Here is a 22,141-nt window from a genome sequence, read left to right as displayed (position 1 = left end):
TGACCCTCCCGGTGTCTAGTCCTCGTACGCCTCCAGCGGGGGGCACGAGCAGACCAGGTTGCGGTCGCCGTAGGCCTGGTCGATGCGGCGCACCGGCACCCAGTATTTGCCGTCGCGCAGCGACGGCAGCGGGTAGGCGGCCTCGGTCCGCGTGTACGGGTGGTGCCACTCGTCGGCGCTGACCGACTCCGCGGTGTGCGGCGCGTTGCGCAGGGGGTTGTCGGTCTTGTCGTAGTCGCCGGACGCCACCTTGGCGATCTCGCCCCTGATGGCGATCATCGCGTCGGCGAACCGGTCGAGCTCGCCGAGGTCCTCGCTCTCTGTCGGCTCGATCATGAGGGTCCCGGCGACGGGGAACGACATGGTGGGCGCGTGGAAGCCGTAGTCGATGAGGCGCTTGGCCACGTCGTCCACGGTGACGCCGGTCTCCTTGGTGATCTGGCGCAGGTCGATGATGCACTCGTGGGCCACCAGCCCGCCGCGTCCGGTGTAGAGCACCGGGAAGTGGGGTGCCAGCCGCTTGGCGAGGTAGTTGGCCGACAGGATGGCCTGCTCGGTGGCCGCCGTGAGGCCGTCGGAGCCCATCATCCGGATGTACGCCCACGAGATCGGCAGGATCCCGGCCGACCCGTAGGGTGCCGCGGAGACGGGCCCCACCGGCGAGCCGTCACGCAGCGGGTGACCGGGCAGGTAGGGGGCCAGGTGGCCGCGGACCGCGACGGGGCCGACGCCGGGGCCGCCGCCGCCGTGCGGGATGCAGAACGTCTTGTGCAGGTTGAGGTGGGACACGTCGGCCCCGAACTCGCCGGGCCTGGCCAGCCCGACCAGCGCGTTGAGGTTGGCGCCGTCGACGTAGACCTGGCCGCCTGCCTGGTGCACCTTGGCGCAGATCTCGGTGATGGTCTCCTCGTAGACGCCGTGCGTCGACGGGTAGGTCACCATGATCGCGGCGAGCGCGTCGCGGTGCTTGGCGATCTTGGCGTCGAGGTCGGCCAGGTCGACGTTCCCCTCGGAGTCGCAGGCCACGACCACGACCCGCATGCCGGCCATGACGGCGCTGGCGGCGTTGGTGCCGTGGGCCGAGGAGGGGATGAGGCAGACGTCGCGCCCGCTGTCACCGCCCGCGTGGTGGTAGGCGCGGATGGCCAGCAGCCCGGCGAACTCGCCCTGGGAGCCGGCGTTGGGCTGGATGGAGACGGCGTCGTAGCCGGTCACCTCGGCCAGCCAGCGCTCCAGCGTGCCGATCAGCTCAAGGTAGCCCTCGGCCTGGGCGGCGGGCGCGTAAGGATGGACGGCGGCGAACTCCGGCCAGGTGATCGGCTCCATCTCGGTGGTCGCGTTGAGCTTCATCGTGCAGGAGCCCAGCGGGATCATGGAGCGGTCGAGCGCGATGTCCTTGTCCTGCAGCCGGCGCAGGTAGCGCAGCATCGCGGTCTCGGAGCGGTGGTCGTGGAAGACCGGGTGGGTCAGGTAGGCGGACTCGCGCAGCAGCGAGGCGGGCAGCGCGTCGGCGGCGCCCTCGGCGTCGGTGCAGGGGGCCGTGACGTCGAACGCGGCCTGCACCGTGGCCAGCTCGGCGGCCCCGGTCTTCTCGTCGCAGGCGATCGAGACGTGGTCGGCGTCCACCTGCCAGAGGTTTACGCCCCGCTCGGCGGCGGCGGCGACCACGGCGGACGCCCGCCCGGGCACGCGCACGAGCACGGTGTCGAAGAACTCGGCGTGCACGACCTCCACGCCCGCCCGGCGCAGCCCTTCGGCCAGGGCGGCGGCGTGGCGGTGCACCCGGTGGGCGATGCGGCGCAGGCCCTCCGGGCCGTGGTAGACGGCGTACATGCTCGCGATGACGGCGAGCAGGACCTGCGCGGTGCAGATGTTGCTGGTGGCCTTCTCGCGGCGGATGTGCTGCTCGCGGGTCTGCAGGGCCAGGCGGTAGGCGGGGTCGCCGTCGGCGTCGACGGAGACGCCGACCAGGCGGCCGGGCAGTTGCCGCTGCAGGCCCTCGCGTACGGACATGTAGGCGGCGTGCGGCCCGCCGAACCCGAAGGGCACCCCGAACCGCTGCGAGGAGCCCACGGCGATGTCGGCGCCCAGCTCGCCGGGGGCGGCCACGAGCGTCAGCGCCAGCAGGTCCGCGGCGGCCACGACGAGGGCGCCCGCCTCGTGCGCGGCGGCGGACACGGCGCGGAAGTCGCGCAGCCGGCCGGACGCGCCGGGGTACTGCACGAGCACGCCGAAGCACTCGGGCAGCTCGCCGTCGAGGGAGTGTTCCACGAGCGTGATGCCGAGCGGCTCGGCCCTGGTGGCGAGGACGGCCTTGGTCTGGGGCAGCGCGTCGGCGTCGACGACGAACACGGCGCTCTTGGACGTGCCCGCCCTGCGGGCCAGCGTCATGGCCTCGGCCGCGGCGGTCGCCTCGTCGAGGAGCGAGGCGCCCGACACCGGCAGGCCTGTGAGGTCGGAGACGACGGTCTGGAAGTTGAGCAGCGCCTCGAGGCGGCCCTGCGAGATCTCCGGCTGGTAGGGGGTGTAGGCGGTGTACCAGCCCGGGTTCTCCAGCAGGTTGCGGCGGATGACGGCGGGCGTGACGGTGTCGTGGTAGCCCAGCCCGATCATCGAGGTCAGCACCTGGTTGCGATCGGCCAGGGCGCGCAGCTCGGCGATGGCCTCGGCCTCGGCGGCGGGGGCGGGCAGCGTGAGCCGGTCCTTGGCCCTGATGGACTCGGGGACGGCGACCGCCACCAGGTCCGCCACGGACTCGAAGCCCACGGCTTCGAGCATGCGCTGCTGTTCGGGCTCGGAGGGGCCGATGTGCCGGGACGAGAACGGCGGGGCGGACAGATCGGTCATGGAGATGCCTCCCGAGGCTGTGGAGACCGGCGCCAGGGCGCGGGCGTGTGCCGGATCTCCCCCTCTGTCAGCGCGGCCCGGACAAGCACGGGGCCGCGACCTGAGAGCTTCACCCCCGGTGGGGCTTGCACCGTCGGTGAGGCGCGCCTGGCGGGTGCGCCTGCTTTCCAGAGTTGCCTCGCCCGAGCGGTACGGGATGCCTGAGAGATTCCGGGGAGGGTTGCTCCTTCGGCGCCCCGGAGCCCAGGGGCCCGGGGACTCTCCCGCACGGGGTCGTCGGCCTTGCTGCCCTCAGGTTACTACGCCCGATTCGTACGGCTGCCAGGAGCCGTGCTCACCCCGTGCGGCGGGCGCGGCGGCGGCGGGCGAGTTCGTCAGCGGGATGGTCGGCCGGGACGGTGTCCTCGACCGCCGCGCGTTCCCCCGGCAGCTCCGCGAGGGAGCCCTCGACCTCGCGCCAGACCCGGCCGAGCGCGATGCCGAACACGCCCTGGCCGCCCTGGAGCAGGTCGATCACCTCGTCGGCCGAGGTGCACTCGTAGACGCTGACGCCGTCGCTCATGAGCGTGATCTGCGCGAGGTCGGCGACCCCGCGGTCACGCAGATGTTGCACGGCCGTGCGGATCTGCTGCAACGACACCCCGGTGTCGAGGAGCCGCTTGACGACCTTGAGGACCAGGATGTCGCGGAAGCTGTAGAGACGCTGGGAGCCGGAGCCCTGCGCGGCTCTTATCGTGGGCTCGACGAGGCCCGTGCGCGCCCAGTAGTCGAGCTGCCGATAGGTGATGCCGGCCGCCGAGCATGCCGTCGGCCCGCGGTATCCGATGTCGCCCGGCAGCGCCGCGGGCTGTTCGTCGAAGAGCAGACCCTGCTCCCCGGCACGCTGCCGCGCGCTTTCGCGCCGCACCGGATCTTCCTGGCCGGCCGTCTTTCCCTCGCCGCTGCTGACCGCCACGCGGACCTCCGGCTTTCTCTCATCCCGTGGCCTGATCTGGGGGTACGTGAAGCGCGGCCACGGGTTTCACTTGCACCGTAGGACCGCGACCATGCTCAGTCAACGATCCGGCTCGGCGCGTCGTGAAGCGTAAATGCACTGAAATACCTACCCCGCCCGGCCGAAGTCCTCGGGAGTGATCGTGTCAAGAAACTCCCTGAACTTCTCCACCTCGTCTTCCTGGTCGTCCGGGATGATCACCCCGGCCTCCTGGACGACCTCTTCGCTGGCGAAGATGCGCGCCCCGGTGCGCAGGGCCAGCGCGATCGAGTCGGACGGCCGCGCGCTCACCTCCACGCCGTTGGAGAACACCAGGTCGGCGAAGAAGATGCCGTCACGCAGGGCGACGATGTTGACCGCCCGCAGGCCTACGCCCAGCGCGCTCAGCACGTCACGGAAGAGGTCGTGGGTGAGCGGCCGCGGCGGAGGCTCCTCTGCCTGGGCCAGGGCGATGGCCGTGGCTTCCGTCATGCCAATCCATATAGGAAGGAACCGCTCCCCGTGTGCCTCCTTCAGCAAGACGATCGGCTGATTTGTGGGCATTTCAACCCGAACGCCCACAACCTCCATCTGCAACACGGGCTGCTCCGTATTCCTGACCGGTGACCCGGCACAGCTATTTGGTCGTTGCTTCTGCTGACTGGCTTCTGCATTTCAACGTAACACCCGGCAGGCCTGGAATGTGCCCCCGCCTCCCAGCTCACCGCGCTCTCAGCGCCCCAGCACGGACCGGACGCCCGTGCGCACAAGGGATGCGTGCAGGTCGAGAAGGAGTGCGGAAAGCTCCCTGGCCACCTCGTCGGCCTCGCCGATGGCGCCGGGGGCGCGCCGCTTGAGTATCGGTGCGACGGTCTGCTCGACCAGGCCGCACTCGCGCTCGGCCGCCGCCTTGACCGCGCGCAGGTGCCGGGCGCGCAGGCCGAAGCGGGCCAGGGCGCCGACGGAGCGCGCCACCGCGAGCGCCTCCTCGTCGTAGCGGCGGGCCACCGGGGCGAGCAGGCCGTAATCCTCCAGCTCGGCAAGGGTCTCCTCGTCGATGCTCGCGGCCTCGATCAGCTCGGCCCGGCTGAGCCTGATCTCCTGCTTGTCGTTGTCCTGGAGGGCGCGCGGGCGGCCGAGGCCCTCCGCCATCTTGTCCTTGATCACCCGCAGCGGCAGGTAGTGGTCGCGCTGCTCGGTGAGGATGAAGCGCAGCTGCTCCACGTGCAGGTGGGTGAACTTGCGGTAGCCGGACGGGCTGCGCTCGGGCTCGATCAGCCCCTCCCCCTCCAGGAAACGGATCTTGGAGATGGTGACATCGGGGAACTCGCCCTGCAGGAGCGCGAGCACCTCCCCGATGCTCATGTGCGAGCGTGCCGCCTGCGACGTCATGCGCGCTCCTCCCCTTGCCGCATGGTCACGCACGAGACGGCGTCCGCCGGTCGCCCGCTTCGCCCCCTCATGCCCCGGAGTTGCCCCGCATCAGGAAGACGAGGCGGAACTTGCCGATCTGCACCTCGTCGCCGGAGTGCAGGGGAACCTCCTCGATCCGCTCCCTGTTGACGTAGGTGCCGTTGAGGCTGCCCACGTCGCGCACGGAGAACTGGCCGCCGCGGTGGCGGTAGAACTCGACGTGGCGGCGGGAGACGGTGATGTCGTCGAGGAAGATGTCACTCTCCGGATGGCGCCCGGTCGTGGTCAGGTCCTTGTCGAGCCGGAAGCGGCTGCCCTGGTTGGGCCCCCTGGTCACCGTGAGCAGTGCCGCGCCGGGCGGCAGCTGCTCGACCAGCGCCCGCTCGGCCAGGAGCATGTCGCCTGTCTCAGCCTCATACGCCTCGATTCCCGCCACCGAGATCGTCGATGTGGTGTCCCCGGAGACCTCGAGTCTGGTCAGCGGTGACCCACAGCGGGAACAGAAACGGGCATCCTCGGGGTTGGCGTGCCCGCACTGCGTGCAGTAGACGCTCGGCATCGATCGGCTCGGCCTCCTACCGCGAAGACGCGGCGACGGTGCTCTGGAGCGCGCCTCGCTTCGCTTTTTCAAGTTTGCGAATGCCGCAACTTACGCTGATCAGCGGCAAAGGTCAAGACGGGGGCGCTGGACTGTGGTCAGGACGCAGACAAAGTTACCGCCGCCCCCGCCCTGCGGTCCATGCCGCCGCGCGTTTCTACATTACGATCTTGCGGGACCGTCCGCGCACATACCGGCTCGGCCATTCTTGCGCCTGCCCGGCCGCGGGGTCACGTGGCGGCCTGTTCCACGATGCGGGCCCAGCGTTCGAGCAGCGCCTGCGCGCCGTCCACGTCGGAGGCCTCGGCCCACAGGTCGGTGACCGGCTCGGCTGCGGCCGGCAACACCAGCACCCAGCTGCCGTCGTCGCGGGCCACCCGCACCCCGTCGGTGGTGTCGATGCGGCGGCCCTCCGGCTCGGCCTCGGCCGACTCGATGACCGAGCGCATCACGGCGCCCTTGGCCGCCCACGGCGTCGGCACCGTCCGCCTGAGCAGCTTCACCTCGGGGATCCTCGCGTCGATCTGGCTGAGCGACAGCCGGGTGCGGGCGACCAGGCCGAGCAGGCGCAGGAATGCGGCCAGCCCGTCGATCGCGGGGCTGAACTCCGGCACCACGAAGCCGCCGCGCCCGTCGGCCGCGAAGATCATGTCCGGGCCGGCGGCCGCGGAGGTGAGGGCGTCGAGCGCGGTGGACGTCCACTGCACCTGTACGCCGTGGAAGCGGCACACCTGCTCGGCGACCCTGGTCGTGGTGACGGGCAGGGCCACCCGGCCGCTCCTGCGTTCGGCGGCCACGAGGTCGAGCACGACGAGCAGCGCGCGTTCCTCGCTGATGAGCTGGCCCATCTCGTCGACCAGGGCGATGCGCTCGCCGACCGGGTCGAACCTGACCCCGAAGGCGGCCCGCGAAGAGCTGACCAGCTCCGACAGGCGTTGCAGGTCACGCCGCCGCCCGGCGAGCGTCTCGGTGGGCGAGACGTCGTCGAGGCGGGCGTTGACGGTGAGCACCTCGACGCCGACCCGGCCGAGCAGCGTGGGCAGCACCAGCGAGGAGGTGCCTCCCGCGCAGTCGACGACGACCTTCATGTCCTTGACCCCGGTCACGCCGGCGTGACGCAGCAGGTCGTGGGTGTAGTCCTCGACGGCCCTGGCCGGGTAGGCGAGCTCCGCGATCTCCCCGGGGAAGGCGCGGCGGAACTCCTGGCGGGAGAAGACCCGCTCCAGCTTGCGCTGGGCGGCCGGGGGCAGGTCGGCGCCGCGGTCGTCCATGATGACGATGTCCACGCTCTGCGGGTCGCCCGGCGTGGTGCGCAGCGCGATCCCGCCCGCCGCCGAGCCCCTGGCGGTGTGGAAGCGGGCCACCGGCAGCGGGGCCGCCTCCAGATCGAGCACGTTGATCGCGCCGGCGGTCAGCGCGCCGATGACGGCCCGCTTGAGCGCCCTGGCGGCCAGTGAGCAGTCGCGCGAGGTGACGACGTGCTCGCCCTTCCTGAGGGTGGTGGCGTACGCGCTGGCCAGGCGGACGCACAGCTCGGCGGTGATCTCGACGTTGACCAGGCCGCTGACGCCCCTCGGGCCGAAGAGGTTGCGCTGGCCGCGCGACTCCCAGATGACACTGGTGTTGACGACCGCGCCGGCCTCGATCGTCTTGAACGGGTAGACCCGGACACCGCTGGAGACGTACGCCTCCGCCTCGATGACGCATTCGTCGCCGATGACGGAGTTCTCCTCGATGCGGGCGCCGGACATCACGTCGGTGCTCTTACCGATGACGCAGCCCCGCAGGTGGGCGCCGGGGCCGAGGTAGACGTTGTCGTGGACGACCGCGCGGTGCAGGAAGGCGCCCTCGCGGACGACGACGTTGTTGCCGAGCACGGTGTATTCGCGCAGCTCGGCCCCCGCCTCGACCTTGGCGTAGTCGCCGATGAGCAGCGGGCCCTTGAGCACGGCGTCGGGGTCGACCGCGGCGGAGTCGGCGACCCAGACGCCCGGCGAGAGCTCGAAGCCGCCGATGTCCACCGCGACCCTGCCGGACAGGGCGTCGGCGTGGGCCTTGAGATAGCTCTCGTGGGTGCCGACGTCCTCCCAGTAGCCGTCGGCCACGTAGCCGTAGATGGCCGCGCCGCGGGCGAGGAGCGCGGGAAAGACGTCGGAGGACCAGTCGACGGGCTCCCCGGTGGCCACGGCGTCGAGGACCTCGGGTTCCATGACGTAGACGCCGGTGTTCACGGTGTCGGAGAAGACCTGTCCCCAGGTGGGCTTCTCCAGGAAACGCTGCACCCTGCCCTGGTCGTCGACGATGATGATCCCGAACTCGAGCGGATTCGGTACGCGTTTCAGCCCGATCGTCACCAGGGCGGCATTCTCGCGATGGAACCGGATCATGTCCGTTAAGTCGATATCCGTCAGCGCGTCGCCGGAGATGACCAGGAAACGGTCGTCGCGGAGGCGGTCGGCGGCGTTCTTGACGCTGCCCGCGGTGCCGAGGGGCAGGTCCTCGGTGGCGTACTGGAGGTTCATGCCGAGCTCGTCGCCGTCGCCGAAGTAGGTGCGTACGAGTGCGGCCAGGAACTGGACGGTGACCACCGTCTCGGTGATGCCGTGCCGCTTGAGCAGGCGCAGGACGTGCTCCATGATCGGGCGGTTGGCCACGGGGAGCAGAGGCTTGGGCTGGTTGGCGGTCATCGGACGCAGCCGAGTGCCCTCCCCGCCCGCCATGACGACCGCCTTCACCCGATCACTCCTTCTTGGCCGAGATTACGAGCTGGCGCACCTGTACCACATACAGCACCCCCGCCCACCAGTACAGGCCCGTTCCCCATAGGGCGAACGCCCACCCGACAATTCGGGCTATATCGGCATACCACCCAGTGTGGGAGGCAAGGAAGAGGAGAGGGAAGGCGTACATGAGATTGAACATGGCGGCCTTGCCCAGGAAATGCACCTGAAGTGCCTTATAGCCATGTTTGCGAAGTACGGGGAAGGAACACGCGACGAAGAGTTCGCGAGCGACGATGACCGCGACCAGCCACCACGGGATGACGTCCCGCAGCAGCAGCGCGAAGATGGTGGCGAAGACGTAGAGCTTGTCGGCGGCCGGGTCGATGATCCGGCCCAGCCTGCTCGTCTGGTTGAACGCCCGGGCGATCTTTCCGTCGAGCCAGTCCGTGAACCCGGCGACCGCGAGGATCCCGATGGCCCACCCGTCCGCCTTGGGCCCCAGAACCAGCCAGAGGAACACGGGGACGCCCAGGAGGCGCAGGAAGCTCAGCAGGTTAGGAACCGTCCAGATCCGGTCCTCGGCGGAAGTATCGCTCACGCAGGAGACCCTACTGCGTGAAACTCCACCGCAGCGGTCCCGCCCGATCTCCCTTCCTGGCGGGCCCTCGCGGCCTCGACGGCGGTGAGAAGGACCGCCGCGGGCGGGTCGTGGGGGATCCGCCGCGGTAGGCCATGATCAGATTCGGCGAGCTCGCCTGTCAGCCGCGCACAGCCGTCAGGAACGCCCTGATGAGAGCCGGGTCCTTCACGCCCGGCGACGTCTCCACGCCGCTGGACACGTCGACCCCCCACGGCTCGGCGGCCGCGATCGCGTCGGCGACGTTGGCCGGGGCGAGGCCGCCCGCCAGCAACCACCGGCCGGACGGCCTGCCGCGCACGGCCGCCCACTCCCAGGGCAGGCCGGATCCGGCGTGGGGCGCGTCGACGATGAGCAGATCCTCGTCGAAGGCGCCGCACCGCAGGTCGGCCTCCGCGTCGACGGCCCTGACCAGGCGCACGCCGAGATCCTTCAGAGCGGTGAAGTCGCCGTGCGGATGTTTGCCGTGCAGCTGCACGGCCCGCACCCCGGAGGCCAGCGCGGCCGCGCGCACCGTCTCGGGGTCTTCGCCCCGGAACACCCCGACGGTGAGCACATGGGCGGGAACGAGCGCGGCCAGCGCGGCCGCCCGCTCGACGGTGATCCTGCGGGGGCTGCGGGTCATGACCAGCCCGATGGCATCGGCTCCCGCCTCGACGGCGGCGGCAACGTGCTCGGGCTCGCTCAGCCCGCAGATCTTCACGTACACACTCCCGACCTTAGCGGCGGCGGCCCTCTCCGGCGACCGTGCCCTCCCACGGTCAGGACCGTCCGGCGGCGACCCGGCAGGACGTGCCGCCGCCGGACGGTACGCGGGCCCGGGCCCTCAGCCGCGGGGCGGGCGTACGGGGCGGAAGGAGGCGTCGACCAGGCCGGTGCGGTGGGCGACGACGGCGGCCTGGATGCGGTTGCGCAGGCCCAGCTTGTCCATCGCCGCCGCGATGTGGGTCTTGACGGTGGTGACGCCCACGTACAGCTCCTCGGCGATCTCCGCGTTGGACAGGCCCGCCCCCACCAGGGCGAGCACCTCGACCTCCCGCTCGGTCAGCCCGGCGGGCGGGGCGGGCGCGACGTGCTCCTCCCCCGCGGCCAGGAACCGCTCCACGACCCTGCGCAACACCGACGGCGCCAGCAGTTGCTCCCCGGCCGCCGCGCGGCGCACGGCGTCCACCATGCGCTCGGGATCGTCGTCCTTGACCAGGAACCCGACGGCGCCGGCCCGCAGGGCGGCGTAGACGTTGGCGTCCTCGGCGAACGTCGTCAGCACCACGATCCTGACCCCCGGACGGGCCCTGAGCACGCGTTTGATGGCTTCCAGGCCGTCGACCTTGGGCATGCGCAGGTCCATGAGGATCACGTCGGGCAGGTGACGGTCGGCCAGCCGCACCGCCTCGGCGCCGTCGACGGCCTCGCCGACCACCTCCATGTCGCCCGCGGCCTGCAGCAACATGCGCACGCCCGCGCGGACGAGCGCCTGGTCGTCGGCGATCAGCACGCGGATCACGCGATGCTCCCCTGGGACAGGCGCGCGGGCAGGCGGGCGGCCAGGAGCCAGCCGCCCTCGCCGTCGGGGCCGGCGGACAGGGTGCCGCCGAGGGCGCGGACGCGTTCGCGCATGCCGGCCAGGCCGCGCCCGGAGGAGGGCAGCCGCTCGATGTCGGTGGGCGGCCGGCCGTTGCGGATCTCCACGGAGAGCCCGTCGCCTGACGGGGTGACGCTGACGCGGACCTGCGTGCCTGGTCCGGCGTGTTTGAGCACGTTGGTGAGTCCTTCCTGGACGATACGGGCGGCGGAGGCGCGGGCGATGAGCGGGGTGCTGTCGGCGGCCGGGTCGAGGTCGAGCTCGACGTCGAGGCCGGCGGCGGCCATGCGGTCGGCCGACTCGCGGATGACGTCGGCGGGGTTGGCCAGCAGGCCGGGCTGCCTGTCGGGGTCGCGCAGCAGGTCGAGCAGCTCGCGCAGGTCCTGCAGCACCTGGTGGCCGGTGTCGCGGATGTCGGTGAGCGCGTCGGCGACGGGGCCGTCGGGCGCGGCGTAGCGGGCGGCGCCGGCGCGCAGCACCATGGCGCCGACGTGGTGGGCGACGATGTCGTGCACGTCGCGGGCGATGCGCTCGCGTTCGGCCAGCTGGTCGGCCCGCACCTGCGCGACGGCCGCGCGGGCGGACTCCTCGGCGCGCAGCCGTTCCGCGGCCAGGGCGGCCTGCCGCATCCCGAGGTAGCGGCCGATCGCGATCGGCGTGGCCACCAGCGTCATCAGCACGCCGACGCGGACCGGGGTGATCTCGGTCTCGTGGCCGACCACGGCGATCGCGGTGAGCAGGCAGCCGGTCAGGTAGGCGGCCGCGACCCAGGCCCACGACCCCACCCGCATGGAGAACACGCCGATCGCGGTCAGGGTGAGGATCACGCAGGTGTTGACCGTGTTGTTCAGGTACGTGTCGGCGGAGACGAGCAGCACGCCCTGCAGCAGGACCACCAGTCCCGGCAGCCGCCTGGCGATGCCCAGCGACAGGCCGCCCACGACGGCCAGCAGCCCGACCACCCAGACGGGCTGCGCGCCCAGGTGCCAGGAGGTCCACGTGCTGAGCACGGTGATGGCGACCCCGCCGGCGGCGAGCAGCGCGTCGGGCGTGACGTCGCGCTCCTCCAGCCGCCCCGCCGTGCTGCGCAGGTAGGCGCCGAGCACGGCGGGGAAGACCGGCAGGAGGACGGAGTACATCCAGGTGTTGGCGCTCGGCTCGATGCCGGGGTCGACGATGTTGCACGCGGTGGCGACGATCGTGACGGCCACGGCCGCGGTGGTGGCCCGCAGGCCGGAGCGGTGCCCCACCACGCCGAGCGCGACGCAGATGAGGATCTGCGCGGTGTTGGAGGTGAACGAGCCGATCTGGTCGGTCACCATGAGCAGCGCGGCCAGGTGGAAGGTGACGGTCACCGGCCGGTGCCGGACGAGCCCCATGGGCAGGCCCACCAGCAGCGCCATCGGGAGGTTCATCTCGGCGGGCAGGAACTCGGTGTCGCCCGCGTGCGCCGTCGTCAGCAGATCGAGGCCCACGCCGGAGACGGCGAGCAGGACATCGAGAGGGACACCGCGCCAGCGCATGCGCACAACGGTATCCGCCCAGCGTGGAAGGCCGGGCCTTCCCCTGGACGGCTCCGCCTCCTCCTACTGGCCGCACATCCGCCCGGAGGGGGGAGCGACCCACCAAGATCCTGCCCCTAAAGTCGTGCCATGTCGAACGACGCCTCACTCTTCCTTGGCCAGTTCCTGCGTGCCCCCTCCAAGATCGGCGCGGTCGCCCCGAGTTCGCGCCGGCTGGCGGCGAACGTCTGCGCGCCGATCCCCGAGCGGGGCGAGCCGACCGTGGTGGAGCTGGGACCCGGCACCGGCCCGTTCACCGCGGAGATCCAGCAGCGGCTCGCCGGGCGGGGCCACCACCTCGCCGTCGAGGTCAACGACCTGATGGCGCAGCTGCTCGCCGAGCGCTTCCCCACCGTGGACGTGGCGCACGCCGACGCGGCCCGGCTCGGCGACCTGTTGCGCGAGCGGGGGCTGCGGCAGGCGGACGTGGTGGTCAGCGGGCTGCCGTGGGCGGCGTTCCCCGAGGAGACGCAGCGTGACCTGCTCGGGGCCGTGACGTCGGCGATGAGCCCGGTGGCGGCGTTCACCACGTTCTCCTACGTGCACGCCATCCCGCTCAGCTCGGCCCGGCGCTTCCGTGCGCTGCTGGCCGAACGCTTCGAGGAGGTCGTGGCGGGGCGTACGGTGTGGCGCAACCCTCCCCCGGCCTTCGTCTTCCACGCGCGGCGGCCTCGACCCTGATCAGAACGTGATTCTACGATGGCGCGATGGATTTCACCCTTCCCGAGAGCGCCCTCGCCGTCCAGCGGGGCATCGGCGCCATCTGCTCCCGATACGACCTCGCCTACTGGCAGCGGTGCGAGAGCGACAAGCGCTGGCCTGAGGAGGTCTGGGACGAGCTGGCCAAGGGCGGCTGGCTGGGCCTGGCGGTGCCGGAAGAGCACGGCGGCGGCGGGCAGGGGCTGCTGGAGCTGGCGGTGGCCACGGAGACGCTCTCGGCGTCGGGCGCGGCGGGCGGGTCGGCGTTCACGTACGTGCTGACCCCCGGCTTCGGAGCGCTCACGATCGACCGGCACGGCGACGCCGGGCAGCGGGCGGAACTGCTGCCCAGGCTGGCCACGGGCGAGGTCGAGACCTGCTTCGCGCTGACCGAGCCGGACGCCGGGTCCAACTCGCTGGCGATCACCACGTCGGCCCGGCGCGACGGCGGGGATTTCGTGGTCAACGGGCAGAAGATCTGGATCACCGGCGTGCAGCGGGCCACCTGGATGTTGCTGGTGACCAGGACGGTCCCGGCCGCCGAAGCGCGTCCGCGCAGCCACGGGCTGACGGTGCTGCTGGTCAACGTGCCCGAGGCGGTCGCCGCCGGAGGCCTGTCCTACCGGCCGATCCCCAAGATGGGCGCGAACACGACGCCGTCGAACATGGTGTTCATCGACGATCTGCGGGTGCCCGCCTCCAACGTGGTCGGCGAGGTGGACCAGGGCGTGGCGGTGTTGTGGGACATCCTCAACCCCGAGCGCGTGCTGCTGGCCGCCTCGGCGCTCGGCACGGCGGAGGTCGGGCTGCGGGTGGCCGTCGACTATGCCAAGGAGCGGGAGGTGTTCGGCCGGCCGATCGGCGCCAACCAGGCGATCTCCTTCCCGCTGGCCCAGGTGAAGGCCAAGATCGAGCTGGCCAGGTTGATGATCTACAAGGCCGCGTGGTGCTTCGACCGGCGGCTGCCGTGCGGCACCGAGGCCAACATCGCCAAGCTCACGGCGTCACAGGCGGCCTGGGAGGCGGCCGACGCGGCGTTCCAGACGCACGGCGGGATGGCCTATTCCTACGAATATCCGGTCGCCAGGCTGCTGACCGACGCCAGGATCGCGAAGGTGGCACCTGTGACCGAGGAGCTCCTGCTCAACTACCTCGCGACCCAGGTGCTCGGACTCCCCCGAAGCTTCTAGCGGCCGGGCCGGTCGGGCCCGCCGCGAAGCGTGGAGCGCCGACGCCCGCCCGTTCTGGCGCGTTCGCCCCGCTCGTCCACCCCGCTCGTCCACCGGGCCATCGCCGCGCGTTCTCCCCCCTCGTCGTTCGTACGGCGTGCGCCGGACGCCCTGCGAGGCTGTCGGCTCCGCGTCCGCCGGGGCGACGTTCTCGGCCACGGCGAACAGTGCCTGCCGGTGCCGGCGCGGTCATCTGGTCGACCTTGGGGCTGCGCCTACCCGCGCGGGCGGCAAGCACACCCGGCGCTCAGCCGAACGACGGCGGCCGCTTCTCCCGCAGGGCGCGCACGCCCTCGGTCACGTCGGGCCCGGTGAAGCCGAGGAACTCCATGGCGAGGGAGGCGTCGAACGACGGCCCCGCCAGGCGCAGCCAGTTGTTGAGCGCGTATTTCGTCAGCCTGATCGCCTCCTGGGCACCGGCGGCGAGGCGTACCGCGATCTCCATCGCCCTGTCGTGCACCCGGTCGTCGTCGACGCAGAGGCTGACCAGCCCCATCCGCTCGGCCTGCTCGCCCGTCACGGGCTCGCACAGCAGCAGGTGGTATTTCGCCTTGGCCAGCCCGCACAGCAGCGGCCAGACGATCGCGGCGTGGTCGCCCGCGGCGACGCCGAGCCTCGTGTGACCGTCGATGATCCGCGCGGTGCGCCCGGCGACGGAGATGTCGGCCAGGAGCGCGACGGCGAGCCCGGCGCCGACGGCGGGGCCCTGGATGGCCGAGACGATCGGCTTGGAACAGTTGAGGACGTTGTAGACGATGTCGCGGGCCTCGGCGAAGACGCGCAGCCTGGTGGCGTGGTCGCGGGTCATCTCCTCGATCATGGACAGGTCGCCGCCGGCGGAGAACGCCGTGCCCTCTCCCTGGACGAGCACGGCCCTGACGCCGTCGTCGCGGTCGGCGTCGCGCCAGATCTCGCCCAGCTCGCGGTGGGCGGCGGCGTCGACGGCGTTGAGCCGGCCCGGCTCGCTGATCGTGACCCGCAGCACGCCGTCGGCCGGGGTGTCGATCTTCAGCTTGGTGTAGGTCACAGCGCCTCTCGCAGCCGCCCCGCTATGTGGTCGCGGGCCTCGCCCGCCTGGTCGAACAGGCCGGGCAGGCCGAAGAAGTTGTGCACCGCGCCGTCGAACCTGCGCAGCTCGACCGGCACGCCCGCGTCCGCCAGGCGCTGGGCGTAGCTCTCGCCCTCGTCGCGGAGCACGTCGTATTCGGCCGTCACGACGGTGGCGGGCGCCAGGCCTGCGACGTCGGGCAGGCACAGCGGCGACAGCCGCGGGTCGGCCGGGTCGGCGTCGGGGGCGTACTGGCGGGCGAACCACGCCATCTCCTCGGCCTCCAGCCCGAAGCCCTTGGCGAACTCCGTGTAGCTGGGCGTCCGCATCGCCACGTCGAGCACCGGGTAGACGAGCACCTGGTGGGCCAGCCGGAGCCCGGCGTCGCGGGCCTGCCATGCGGCGACGGCCGCCAGGTTGCCGCCCGCGCTGTCGCCCACGACGGCCACGCGGCCGTTGCTCTGGTAGAAGGCGGGCCTGGCGAAGATGTCGCGCACGACCGTCCACGCGTCGTCGGCGGCGGCCGGGAAGGCGTGCTCGGGGGCCAGCCGGTAGTCGACGGACACGACCACCGCGCCGGTGCGGACGGCCAGGTCGCGCCCTAACGCGTCGTTGCGCTTGACGCTGCCGAAGACCCACCCGCCCCCGTGGAAATAGACCACGACCGGCAGCGGGCCGTCGCCGGGGTCGGCGCGGTAGATCCGGATCGGCACGCCCTCGGCGCGCTCGTCGCGGACGAACGGCAGCTTGGTGAGCGGACCGCGCTGGGCCGCCAGGCCGTCATGTGCGCGCAACTCCTGGATCCCGGCCAGGTCGAGCATGGCCGGATCGGCGCCCAGATCCGACGGATGGACGGCGATGTAGTCCCGCGACTGAGGGTGCAGCGGCATGATCGAAGCCTATCGGGCCGCCTCCATGAACGCATCGAAGAGCCGGTCCTCCAGATCGCGCTCGGGATGCCATTGCACGCCCACGCCGAACCTGTGGCCCTGCACCTCGATGCCCTCGACGATCTGGTCGTCGGCCCAGGCCACGGCGAGCAGCCCGGTGCCGAGGCGGCGGACGGACTGGTGGTGCGGCGCGACGACCTCGACCCGGTCGCCGATCGCCTTGCCGAGCTTGCTGGACACGCTGACCTGGAGCGTGTGGGACTTGCCCGGCTCGGCATGATGGTGGTTGCCGAGCACGTCGGGCAACCAGGGGATCAGCGTGCCGCCCTGGGCGACGTTGAGCACGTGCATGCCCCTGGCGATGGCCAGGATCGGCACGTCGGCCTTGACCGCCGCCCTGGCCAGGGCCAGTTCGAAGCGGTCTCGGTGCGGCTGCCCCTCGGGGACCCGGTCGTCGCGCTCGCCGTTGTAGGCGGAGGCGTCCACCTCGACCCCTCCGGCCAGGACCACCCCCCGCAGGCCGCGTACGTAGTCGTCGATGGCGTGCAGGCCGAGCGGCGGGAGCACCACGGGCGCGCCCCCGGCCCTGTCGACCGCCTTGGCGTAGGAGGGCGGCGAGAGCACGGCCTCCCGCACCCAGTCGCTCCAGCGGGCGGCCTCGAAGTAGGCGGTGATACCGATCAGCGGACGGGACATGCGATCTCCAGGGGCATGGTGGAGTTCGTTCGGCCACCAGCCGGTCGAGGTGACGGCTACATGCCCATCATGGCGCACAGCCTTTCCGATATGTCACCCCTCCCCAAGATCCCCTCCCGCCACGTGCCTCCCACGCCCCCGGACGATCGACGGGCCCGGGCGCGCGGCGAGGCGCCGCGATGCCCGGACGGCGCATCCGGCTCACCCCATCACATGAATGCGACTTTTATTCACGATTATTGTCCGAAAAACTGAGAAATATCGTACGGCCAGCCCTGCACAGGATTCTGCTTCGCACCTTATTGGAGGGAAATGGTTGTGACGCGTCATCGGTGGTGTAAGACTCATTTGCGAGCGCAGCAGAAGTGCCGGGGAGGGACGTGCGCTCATCACCCGGAACCGTCAGGGAGGTGAACGGCAAGACCGGAATACGTTTCCGGTCACAAGTGGGGTGGGAATATGTCGTTGAATCCGCGCCTGGTCAAGGAGAGTTTCTCCGTCATCGAGCCGGTGGCCGAGCAGGCCACGGCCTACTTCTACGGCCGGCTGTTCGCTGAGAATCCACACCTGCGAGGCATGTTCCCGCCGGCACTGGACGTCCAGCGCGACCGGTTGTTCAGCGCGTTGACCAGGATCGTGTGGAGCCTGGACAGTCCGGAGAGCATGGCGGCGTTCCTCGGCCAGCTGGGCAGGGACCACCGCAAGTACGGCGTGGTCGCCGAGCACTACGCGGCCGTGGGCAAGGCGCTGCTCGCCACGGTCCGCCGCTTCGCCGCCGAGGTCTGGAGCCCCGAGATCGAGCAGGCCTGGGTGGCGGCGTACGCGGCCGCCGCCAAGATGATGATCGACTCGGCCGAGGCCGACGCGGGGGTCTCGCCCGCCTGGTGGCTGGCCGAGGTGGTCGGCCACGAGCTGCGCCACCAGGACATCGCAGTCATCACGTTGCGTCCCGCGCAGCGGCTGCCGTACACGTCCGGCCAGTACGTCACCGTGCAGACGGCGCGCTGGCCCCGCGTGTGGCGCACGTTCTCCATCGCCAACGCGCCCCGCCAGGACAACACGATCAGCCTGCACGTGCGCTCGGTGCCCGGCGGCTGGGTGTCGACGACCCTGGCCAGGCACACGCGCGTCGGCGACACGGTCATGCTGGGGCCGCCGATGGGCACGATGACACCGCGCGAGCAGAGCGTGCGCGACGTGCTGTGCGTGGCGGGCGGCACGGGCCTGGCGCCGCTGAAGGCGATCGTGGAGTCCATCATCGCCTCCGGACGCCGGCCCGCCATCCACCTGCTGCACGGCGCCCGCACCGCCGGCGAGCTGTACGACCTGCCCGACCTGATCAGGATGGAGTCCGCCTTCCCATGGCTACGGGTCGTGCCCGTGGTCTCGGACCAGCCGTCGTACGACGGGATGCGCGGCCGCCTGCCCGAGGTGACCCGGCGCTTACGCTCCTGGACCGAGCACGACGTGTACGTCTGCGGCCCGTCGCCCATGGTGAACGAGACGGTCCGCTGCCTGCAGCGCGACGGCGTGCCCCTGTCGCGGATCCACCGCGACGTCGAGCACGCGGAACGGTGAGGGGGCCCGATCGGCGATCAGGAGGTTGACAGCGGCGGCGAAACGGTGCCAGCTGGAACTGACACGCCACGTGGAGGTGGACGATGCCATCCCCCGCCAGGCGCCGAGGAATCGGCGGGCTCCTGTCCGTACCGGCCGCCGTCGCCGCGACCCTCCTGCTCACCTCCTCCTCCCCAGCCGCCGCGGCGGTCCCGCTGACCGAGATCGGGTCCGACGCGTACGCCAACGCCACCAGCCAGCACGGCACCCAGGCCGGGCCCGACACCTTCCAATGGGGCTCGGCCCTCGTGACCGCGCACCAGTCGGGCCGGTTCTTCGACGGCGGCGCCACCGGCATCGCGTTCGCCGCCTCGCCCGACAACGGCGGCACCTGGACGAAGGGGGTGCTGCCCGGGATCACCACGTTCGGCGGCGGCTCCCACGACCGGGTCAGCGACCCGTCGGTGGCCTACGACGCCCGGCACCGGGTCTGGCTGATCGCGTCGCTGGCGCTGACGGAGCGGGGCGGGATCACCGGGACGGCGGTGCTCGCCAGCCGCTCCGCCGACGGCGGCCGTACGTGGGACGCGCCCGTCACGGTCGCCACGGCGGGCGACGGCGACAGGGACGGGGACGGCGGCGGCGACCTGGACAAGAGCTGGATCGTCTGCGACAACAGCCCGTCCAGCCCCTTCTACGGCCACTGCCACGCGGCCTTCGACGACCACGCCGCGGGCAACGCGATCACGATGGCGCGTTCCTCCGACGGCGGCCTGACCTGGACGGTGACCGCCACTCCTGAGAACGGGCTCGGCGCGCAGCCGGTCGTGCGGCCTGACGGGGCCGTGGTGGTGCCGTACCTGAGCGACGAGGACGAGATCCGCTCCATCCGCTCCGGCGACGGCGGCGCGAGCTGGGAACCCAGCGTGCTGGTCACGGCGGTGCGGCGGCACACGGTCGCGGGCGGGCTGCGAGCGGCGCCGCTGCCGTCGGCGGAGACGGACGCGACCGGCGCCGTGTACGTCGCCTGGCACGACTGCCGCTTCCAATACCGGTGCTCCGGCAACGACATCGTGCTGAGCAGGTCCGCCACCGGCGAGGAGTGGAGCCGTGTCATGCGGGCCACCAGCGACGGCGGCGACCACTTCATCCCCGGCCTGGGCGTCGACCGCGCCAGCGCGGGCGGCACGGTACGGCTCGCGCTCACCTACTACCGCTACGCCGACGCCGCCTGCACCGCCGCCACGTGCAGGCTCACGGTCGGCTACACCTCCTCCGCCAACGGCGGGGCCACCTGGGCGGCCCCTGAGGAGCTGCACGGGGCGATGCCGCTGGACTGGTTCGCCGACACCGCGCAGGGCCGCATGGCGGGCGACTACATCTCCACCTCGGTCGTCCCCGGTGGCGGGGCCCACGCGGCCTTCACGGTGGCGGCGCCGCCTTCGGGCGGGGCGTACGACGTCCGCACCTACACCGTCACCGGCGGCCTGCCGATCACGGGCGGAGGCCCGGCCCCGATCTCCGTCGAGGTTGCCATCGCGACGGGCGAGGAGGCGCCGGCCCCGCCCGCCACGGCCCGTTAGCCGTGGTGGCCACGAGCGCGACGGCCCCGCCCGGGCTCGACGGCGGGCACGGCGGGCGCGGCGGCCGGGGGCGGGCGGTCAGCGGAAGGCGGCGGCGGTCTCCTCGTCGGCGGGCCAGAAGGTCTCGATGGCCAGCTCGGAGACCGTCACGTCCATCGGCGTGCCGAACGTCGCGATCGTGGTGAACATCGACAACACCCGGTCACCGGCGGCGATGCGCAGCGGCAGCAGGATATCGCCGGGCCCCGGCACGTGCGCCACGTTCAGGTCCACGCCCGGATAGGTGTAGGACGCCAGCTCGTCGTGGAGCTCGGCCAGGCGCCCGTCGCCGGACGTCTCGGCCTGCCTGCGCAACCCGTGCAGCAGGTGGGCCCGCACCTCGGCCAGGTTGAGCAGCCGCCCGCCCATCGCGTCCGGGTGCAGCGACAACCGCATCACGTTGACCGGCTCCGCCAGCAGCTCCGCCGGCACGCCCTCCATGAACGTCCCGGCCGCCTTGTTGGCCGCCACCAGGTTCCAGACGGCGTCCACCACGAGCGCCGGATACGGCTCGTGCCCGGCCAGGATCCTGTCCAGCGCCTGCCGTACGAGGTGCATTTCCGGAGCCCGGACGGCGCGTTCGGGATAGATCGGGGCGAACCCCGCGGACACCAGCAGCCTGTTACGGTGCCGCAGCGGCACCTCCAGCTCCTCGGCCAGCTTCAGCACCATCTCGCGACTGGGCCGGGCGCGCCCGGTCTCCAGGAAGCTGACGTGGCGGGCGGAGACGCCGGCCTCGATGGCCAGATCGAGCTGGCTCACCCGCCGTCGTTGCCGCCACGACCGCAACAACTCACCAAACGACTCCTCATGTACGGCTACCGCTCCCATATCCGGAACGTTAGCGCCTGGTGGGAATGGCGACGATTACGTCCCGGGTCATGCGCGACCTGACCAGTGGGGAGCGACGGGAATCTCCCAGACTTCGGTAACTGTCGGTGGCGCGTGACACGATGGCCGCAAAGCGAACTTGGGAGCGTGTCATGAGTGACGCAGTGCTCGCGATCGGCACCCGCAAGGGCCTGTTCCTGGCCCGCTCGGCAGGCGGTGGCCCGTTCGAGATCCAGCCGATCCAGTTCTCCACGATCGCGGTGCCCTCGGTGGCCATCGACACGCGCGGCGGCGGCCCCCGGCTGCTGGCCGGCGTCGAATACGGCCACTTCGGTCCGTCCGTCATGTATTCGGATGACCTCGGGCAGACCTGGCAGGAGGCGGAGCAGCCGCCCATCGCCTTCCCCGAGAAGACCGGGGCCACGCTCACCCGGGTGTGGCAGCTCGCGCCCTCGCCGTCCGAGCCCGGCGTGGTGTGGGCGGGCGTCGAGCCGGGCGCGCTGTTCCGCTCGGAGGATCGCGGGGCCACCTACCGGCTCGTCGAGGGGCTGTGGGAGCACCCCCACCGCCCGCTCTGGGAGCCTGGCGGCGGCGGGCTGTGCCTGCACACGATCGTCAGCCACCCCGCCGACCCGGCGGTCATGGGGGTGGCCGTCTCGACCGGCGGCTTCTACCGCACGACCGACGGCGGCCTGACCTGGGAGGCGGCCAACCAGAACATCCGCGCCCCGTTCATGCCGGAGGGCAGGCAGTTCCCCGAGTTCGGGCAGTGCGTGCACAAGGTGACCACCGACGCGGCCCGGCCGGAGCGGCTCTATCTGCAGCACCACTTCGGCGTCTACCGCAGCGACGACTTCGGCGGCAGCTGGCACGACATCGGCTCGGCGCTGCCGTCCGACTTCGGGTTCCCGATCGTGGCCCATCCGACGCGGCCCGACACGATCTTCGTGCTGCCGCTCACGGCCGACATGGACCGCACGCCCGTCGGCCACCGCTACCGCGTCTTCCGCAGCGACGACGCCGGCGAGACGTGGCGGCCCTTCTCCGCGGGCCTGCCGGAAGGGCCGGTGCACGCGACCGTGCTGCGTGACGCGATGACCGCGTCGGAGGCGGGGGTGTTCTTCGGCACGCGCGACGGCGAGGTCCACTGCTCGCGCGACGACGGCGAGACCTGGTCGCTGGTCGGCCGCCACCTGCCCGACGTGCTCACCGTGCGCGCGGCGGTGCTCTAGCC

At 71.7% G+C, this 22,141-nt stretch carries 19 protein-coding genes and 1 riboswitch; of the genes, 5 read left to right on the top strand and 14 right to left on the bottom strand.

The annotated features are described in order from the left end of the window. Positions 1–15: 15 nt before the first annotated feature. The 10 genes from gcvP to ABGA98_RS17645 form a co-directional block, all read right to left on the bottom strand. Complete coding sequence (gene gcvP / locus ABGA98_RS17690) at positions 16–2,847, bottom strand: aminomethyl-transferring glycine dehydrogenase (protein ID WP_347619398.1); 2,832 nt, start codon at positions 2,845–2,847, stop codon at positions 16–18. A gap of 177 nt (positions 2,848–3,024) precedes the next feature. Continuing rightward, positions 3,025–3,123: riboswitch (glycine riboswitch) on the bottom strand. 58 nt (positions 3,124–3,181) lie between these two features. Further along, positions 3,182–3,802 (bottom strand): MerR family transcriptional regulator, encoded by a 621-nt coding sequence (locus ABGA98_RS17685; protein WP_132507171.1) that lies wholly within the window; start codon positions 3,800–3,802, stop codon positions 3,182–3,184. A 147-nt stretch (positions 3,803–3,949) separates the two neighbouring features. Then, positions 3,950–4,420, bottom strand: coding sequence for a bifunctional nuclease family protein (locus ABGA98_RS17680; RefSeq protein WP_090771501.1), 471 nt, complete (start codon positions 4,418–4,420; stop codon positions 3,950–3,952). Positions 4,421–4,552: 132 nt separating this feature from the next. Next, positions 4,553–5,212, bottom strand: coding sequence for a MerR family transcriptional regulator (locus ABGA98_RS17675; protein ID WP_347619397.1), 660 nt, complete (start codon positions 5,210–5,212; stop codon positions 4,553–4,555). Between the two features lie 67 nt (positions 5,213–5,279). Then, complete coding sequence (locus ABGA98_RS17670; protein WP_132341167.1) at positions 5,280–5,792, bottom strand: FHA domain-containing protein; 513 nt, start codon at positions 5,790–5,792, stop codon at positions 5,280–5,282. 269 nt (positions 5,793–6,061) lie between these two features. After that, positions 6,062–8,566, bottom strand: a complete 2,505-nt coding sequence (locus tag ABGA98_RS17665) for a mannose-1-phosphate guanyltransferase (RefSeq protein ID WP_347619396.1) — start codon at positions 8,564–8,566, stop codon at positions 6,062–6,064. A gap of 4 nt (positions 8,567–8,570) precedes the next feature. Then, positions 8,571–9,152, bottom strand: a complete 582-nt coding sequence (locus ABGA98_RS17660; protein WP_347619395.1) for a CDP-alcohol phosphatidyltransferase family protein — start codon at positions 9,150–9,152, stop codon at positions 8,571–8,573. 160 nt (positions 9,153–9,312) lie between these two features. Further along, a complete protein-coding gene (locus ABGA98_RS17655; RefSeq protein ID WP_347619394.1) occupies positions 9,313–9,900 on the bottom strand; it encodes a phosphoribosylanthranilate isomerase in 588 nt (195 codons plus the stop codon). A 117-nt stretch (positions 9,901–10,017) separates the two neighbouring features. After that, on the bottom strand, positions 10,018–10,695 hold the full coding sequence (locus tag ABGA98_RS17650; RefSeq protein WP_347619393.1) for a response regulator transcription factor: 678 nt from the start codon (positions 10,693–10,695) through the stop codon (positions 10,018–10,020). Continuing rightward, entirely contained in the window at positions 10,692–12,296 is a 1,605-nt protein-coding gene (locus tag ABGA98_RS17645; RefSeq protein ID WP_347619392.1) for a histidine kinase, read from the bottom strand. The genes ABGA98_RS17650 and ABGA98_RS17645 overlap by 4 nt, the downstream gene beginning before the upstream one ends. 129 nt (positions 12,297–12,425) lie before the next feature. On the opposite strand from ABGA98_RS17645, the gene ABGA98_RS17640 reads away from it, so the two are divergent. Together ABGA98_RS17640 and ABGA98_RS17635 are read left to right on the top strand one after the other, a co-directional pair. Further along, positions 12,426–13,016 carry an SAM-dependent methyltransferase gene (locus ABGA98_RS17640; protein WP_347619391.1) on the top strand — a complete coding sequence of 197 codons (591 nt, stop codon included), beginning with the start codon at positions 12,426–12,428 and terminating at the stop codon, positions 13,014–13,016. A 26-nt stretch (positions 13,017–13,042) separates the two neighbouring features. Continuing rightward, complete coding sequence (locus ABGA98_RS17635; RefSeq protein WP_347619390.1) at positions 13,043–14,224, top strand: acyl-CoA dehydrogenase family protein; 1,182 nt, start codon at positions 13,043–13,045, stop codon at positions 14,222–14,224. A 286-nt stretch (positions 14,225–14,510) separates the two neighbouring features. Here the strand turns inward: ABGA98_RS17635 and ABGA98_RS17630 are convergent, their stop codons facing one another. The 3 genes from ABGA98_RS17630 to ABGA98_RS17620 are packed head-to-tail and all read right to left on the bottom strand — an operon-like array spanning position 14,511 to position 16,897. Next, complete coding sequence (locus ABGA98_RS17630; RefSeq protein ID WP_347619389.1) at positions 14,511–15,290, bottom strand: enoyl-CoA hydratase/isomerase family protein; 780 nt, start codon at positions 15,288–15,290, stop codon at positions 14,511–14,513. Then, positions 15,287–16,201 (bottom strand): alpha/beta hydrolase, encoded by a 915-nt coding sequence (locus ABGA98_RS17625; RefSeq protein ID WP_347619388.1) that lies wholly within the window; start codon positions 16,199–16,201, stop codon positions 15,287–15,289. The genes ABGA98_RS17630 and ABGA98_RS17625 overlap by 4 nt, the downstream gene beginning before the upstream one ends. A 9-nt stretch (positions 16,202–16,210) precedes the next feature. After that, a complete protein-coding gene (locus tag ABGA98_RS17620) occupies positions 16,211–16,897 on the bottom strand; it encodes a gamma-glutamyl-gamma-aminobutyrate hydrolase family protein (protein WP_347619387.1) in 687 nt (228 codons plus the stop codon). Between the two features lie 459 nt (positions 16,898–17,356). Here ABGA98_RS17620 and ABGA98_RS17615 point away from each other — a divergent pair, with 459 nt between their 5' ends. Then, positions 17,357–18,475 carry a globin domain-containing protein gene (locus ABGA98_RS17615; protein ID WP_347619386.1) on the top strand — a complete coding sequence of 373 codons (1,119 nt, stop codon included), beginning with the start codon at positions 17,357–17,359 and terminating at the stop codon, positions 18,473–18,475. An 83-nt stretch (positions 18,476–18,558) separates the two neighbouring features. Beyond that, positions 18,559–20,037 carry a sialidase family protein gene (locus ABGA98_RS17610; protein WP_347619385.1) on the top strand — a complete coding sequence of 493 codons (1,479 nt, stop codon included), beginning with the start codon at positions 18,559–18,561 and terminating at the stop codon, positions 20,035–20,037. Positions 20,038–20,115: 78 nt separating this feature from the next. Here ABGA98_RS17610 and ABGA98_RS17605 read toward each other — a convergent pair whose 3' ends face one another. Then, positions 20,116–20,907, bottom strand: coding sequence for a helix-turn-helix transcriptional regulator (locus ABGA98_RS17605; RefSeq protein ID WP_347619384.1), 792 nt, complete (start codon positions 20,905–20,907; stop codon positions 20,116–20,118). Positions 20,908–21,059: 152 nt separating this feature from the next. Here ABGA98_RS17605 and ABGA98_RS17600 point away from each other — a divergent pair, with 152 nt between their 5' ends. Continuing rightward, the gene (locus ABGA98_RS17600; protein WP_347619383.1) at positions 21,060–22,139 is read left to right on the top strand and encodes an exo-alpha-sialidase; all 1,080 of its coding nucleotides are present in this window, start codon (positions 21,060–21,062) and stop codon (positions 22,137–22,139) included. The last annotated feature ends 2 nt before the right edge of the window (positions 22,140–22,141 follow it).

Origin of the sequence: Nonomuraea sp. B1E8, assembly GCF_039871515.1 — a bacterium.
Lineage (GTDB): Bacteria > Actinomycetota > Actinomycetes > Streptosporangiales > Streptosporangiaceae > Nonomuraea.
This window is presented reverse-complemented; position numbering and strand designations above follow the sequence as displayed.

What these genes read in the sequence shown, in the direction of transcription:
- ABGA98_RS17610 (WP_347619385.1), top strand. Translation starts at nt 18,559, where the DNA reads ATGCCATCCCCCGCCAGGCGCCGAGGAATCGGCGGGCTCCTGTCCGTA.
- ABGA98_RS17670 (WP_132341167.1), bottom strand. Translation starts at nt 5,792, where the DNA reads ATGCCGAGCGTCTACTGCACGCAGTGCGGGCACGCCAACCCCGAGGAT.
- ABGA98_RS17675 (WP_347619397.1), bottom strand. Translation starts at nt 5,212, where the DNA reads ATGACGTCGCAGGCGGCACGCTCGCACATGAGCATCGGGGAGGTGCTC.
- ABGA98_RS17620 (WP_347619387.1), bottom strand. Translation starts at nt 16,897, where the DNA reads ATGTCCCGTCCGCTGATCGGTATCACCGCCTACTTCGAGGCCGCCCGC.
- ABGA98_RS17605 (WP_347619384.1), bottom strand. Translation starts at nt 20,907, where the DNA reads ATGGGAGCGGTAGCCGTACATGAGGAGTCGTTTGGTGAGTTGTTGCGG.
- gcvP (WP_347619398.1), bottom strand. Translation starts at nt 2,847, where the DNA reads ATGACCGATCTGTCCGCCCCGCCGTTCTCGTCCCGGCACATCGGCCCC.
- ABGA98_RS17615 (WP_347619386.1), top strand. Translation starts at nt 17,357, where the DNA reads ATGTCGTTGAATCCGCGCCTGGTCAAGGAGAGTTTCTCCGTCATCGAG.
- ABGA98_RS17625 (WP_347619388.1), bottom strand. Translation starts at nt 16,201, where the DNA reads ATGCCGCTGCACCCTCAGTCGCGGGACTACATCGCCGTCCATCCGTCG.
- ABGA98_RS17635 (WP_347619390.1), top strand. Translation starts at nt 13,043, where the DNA reads ATGGATTTCACCCTTCCCGAGAGCGCCCTCGCCGTCCAGCGGGGCATC.
- ABGA98_RS17640 (WP_347619391.1), top strand. Translation starts at nt 12,426, where the DNA reads ATGTCGAACGACGCCTCACTCTTCCTTGGCCAGTTCCTGCGTGCCCCC.
- ABGA98_RS17645 (WP_347619392.1), bottom strand. Translation starts at nt 12,296, where the DNA reads ATGCGCTGGCGCGGTGTCCCTCTCGATGTCCTGCTCGCCGTCTCCGGC.
- ABGA98_RS17600 (WP_347619383.1), top strand. Translation starts at nt 21,060, where the DNA reads ATGAGTGACGCAGTGCTCGCGATCGGCACCCGCAAGGGCCTGTTCCTG.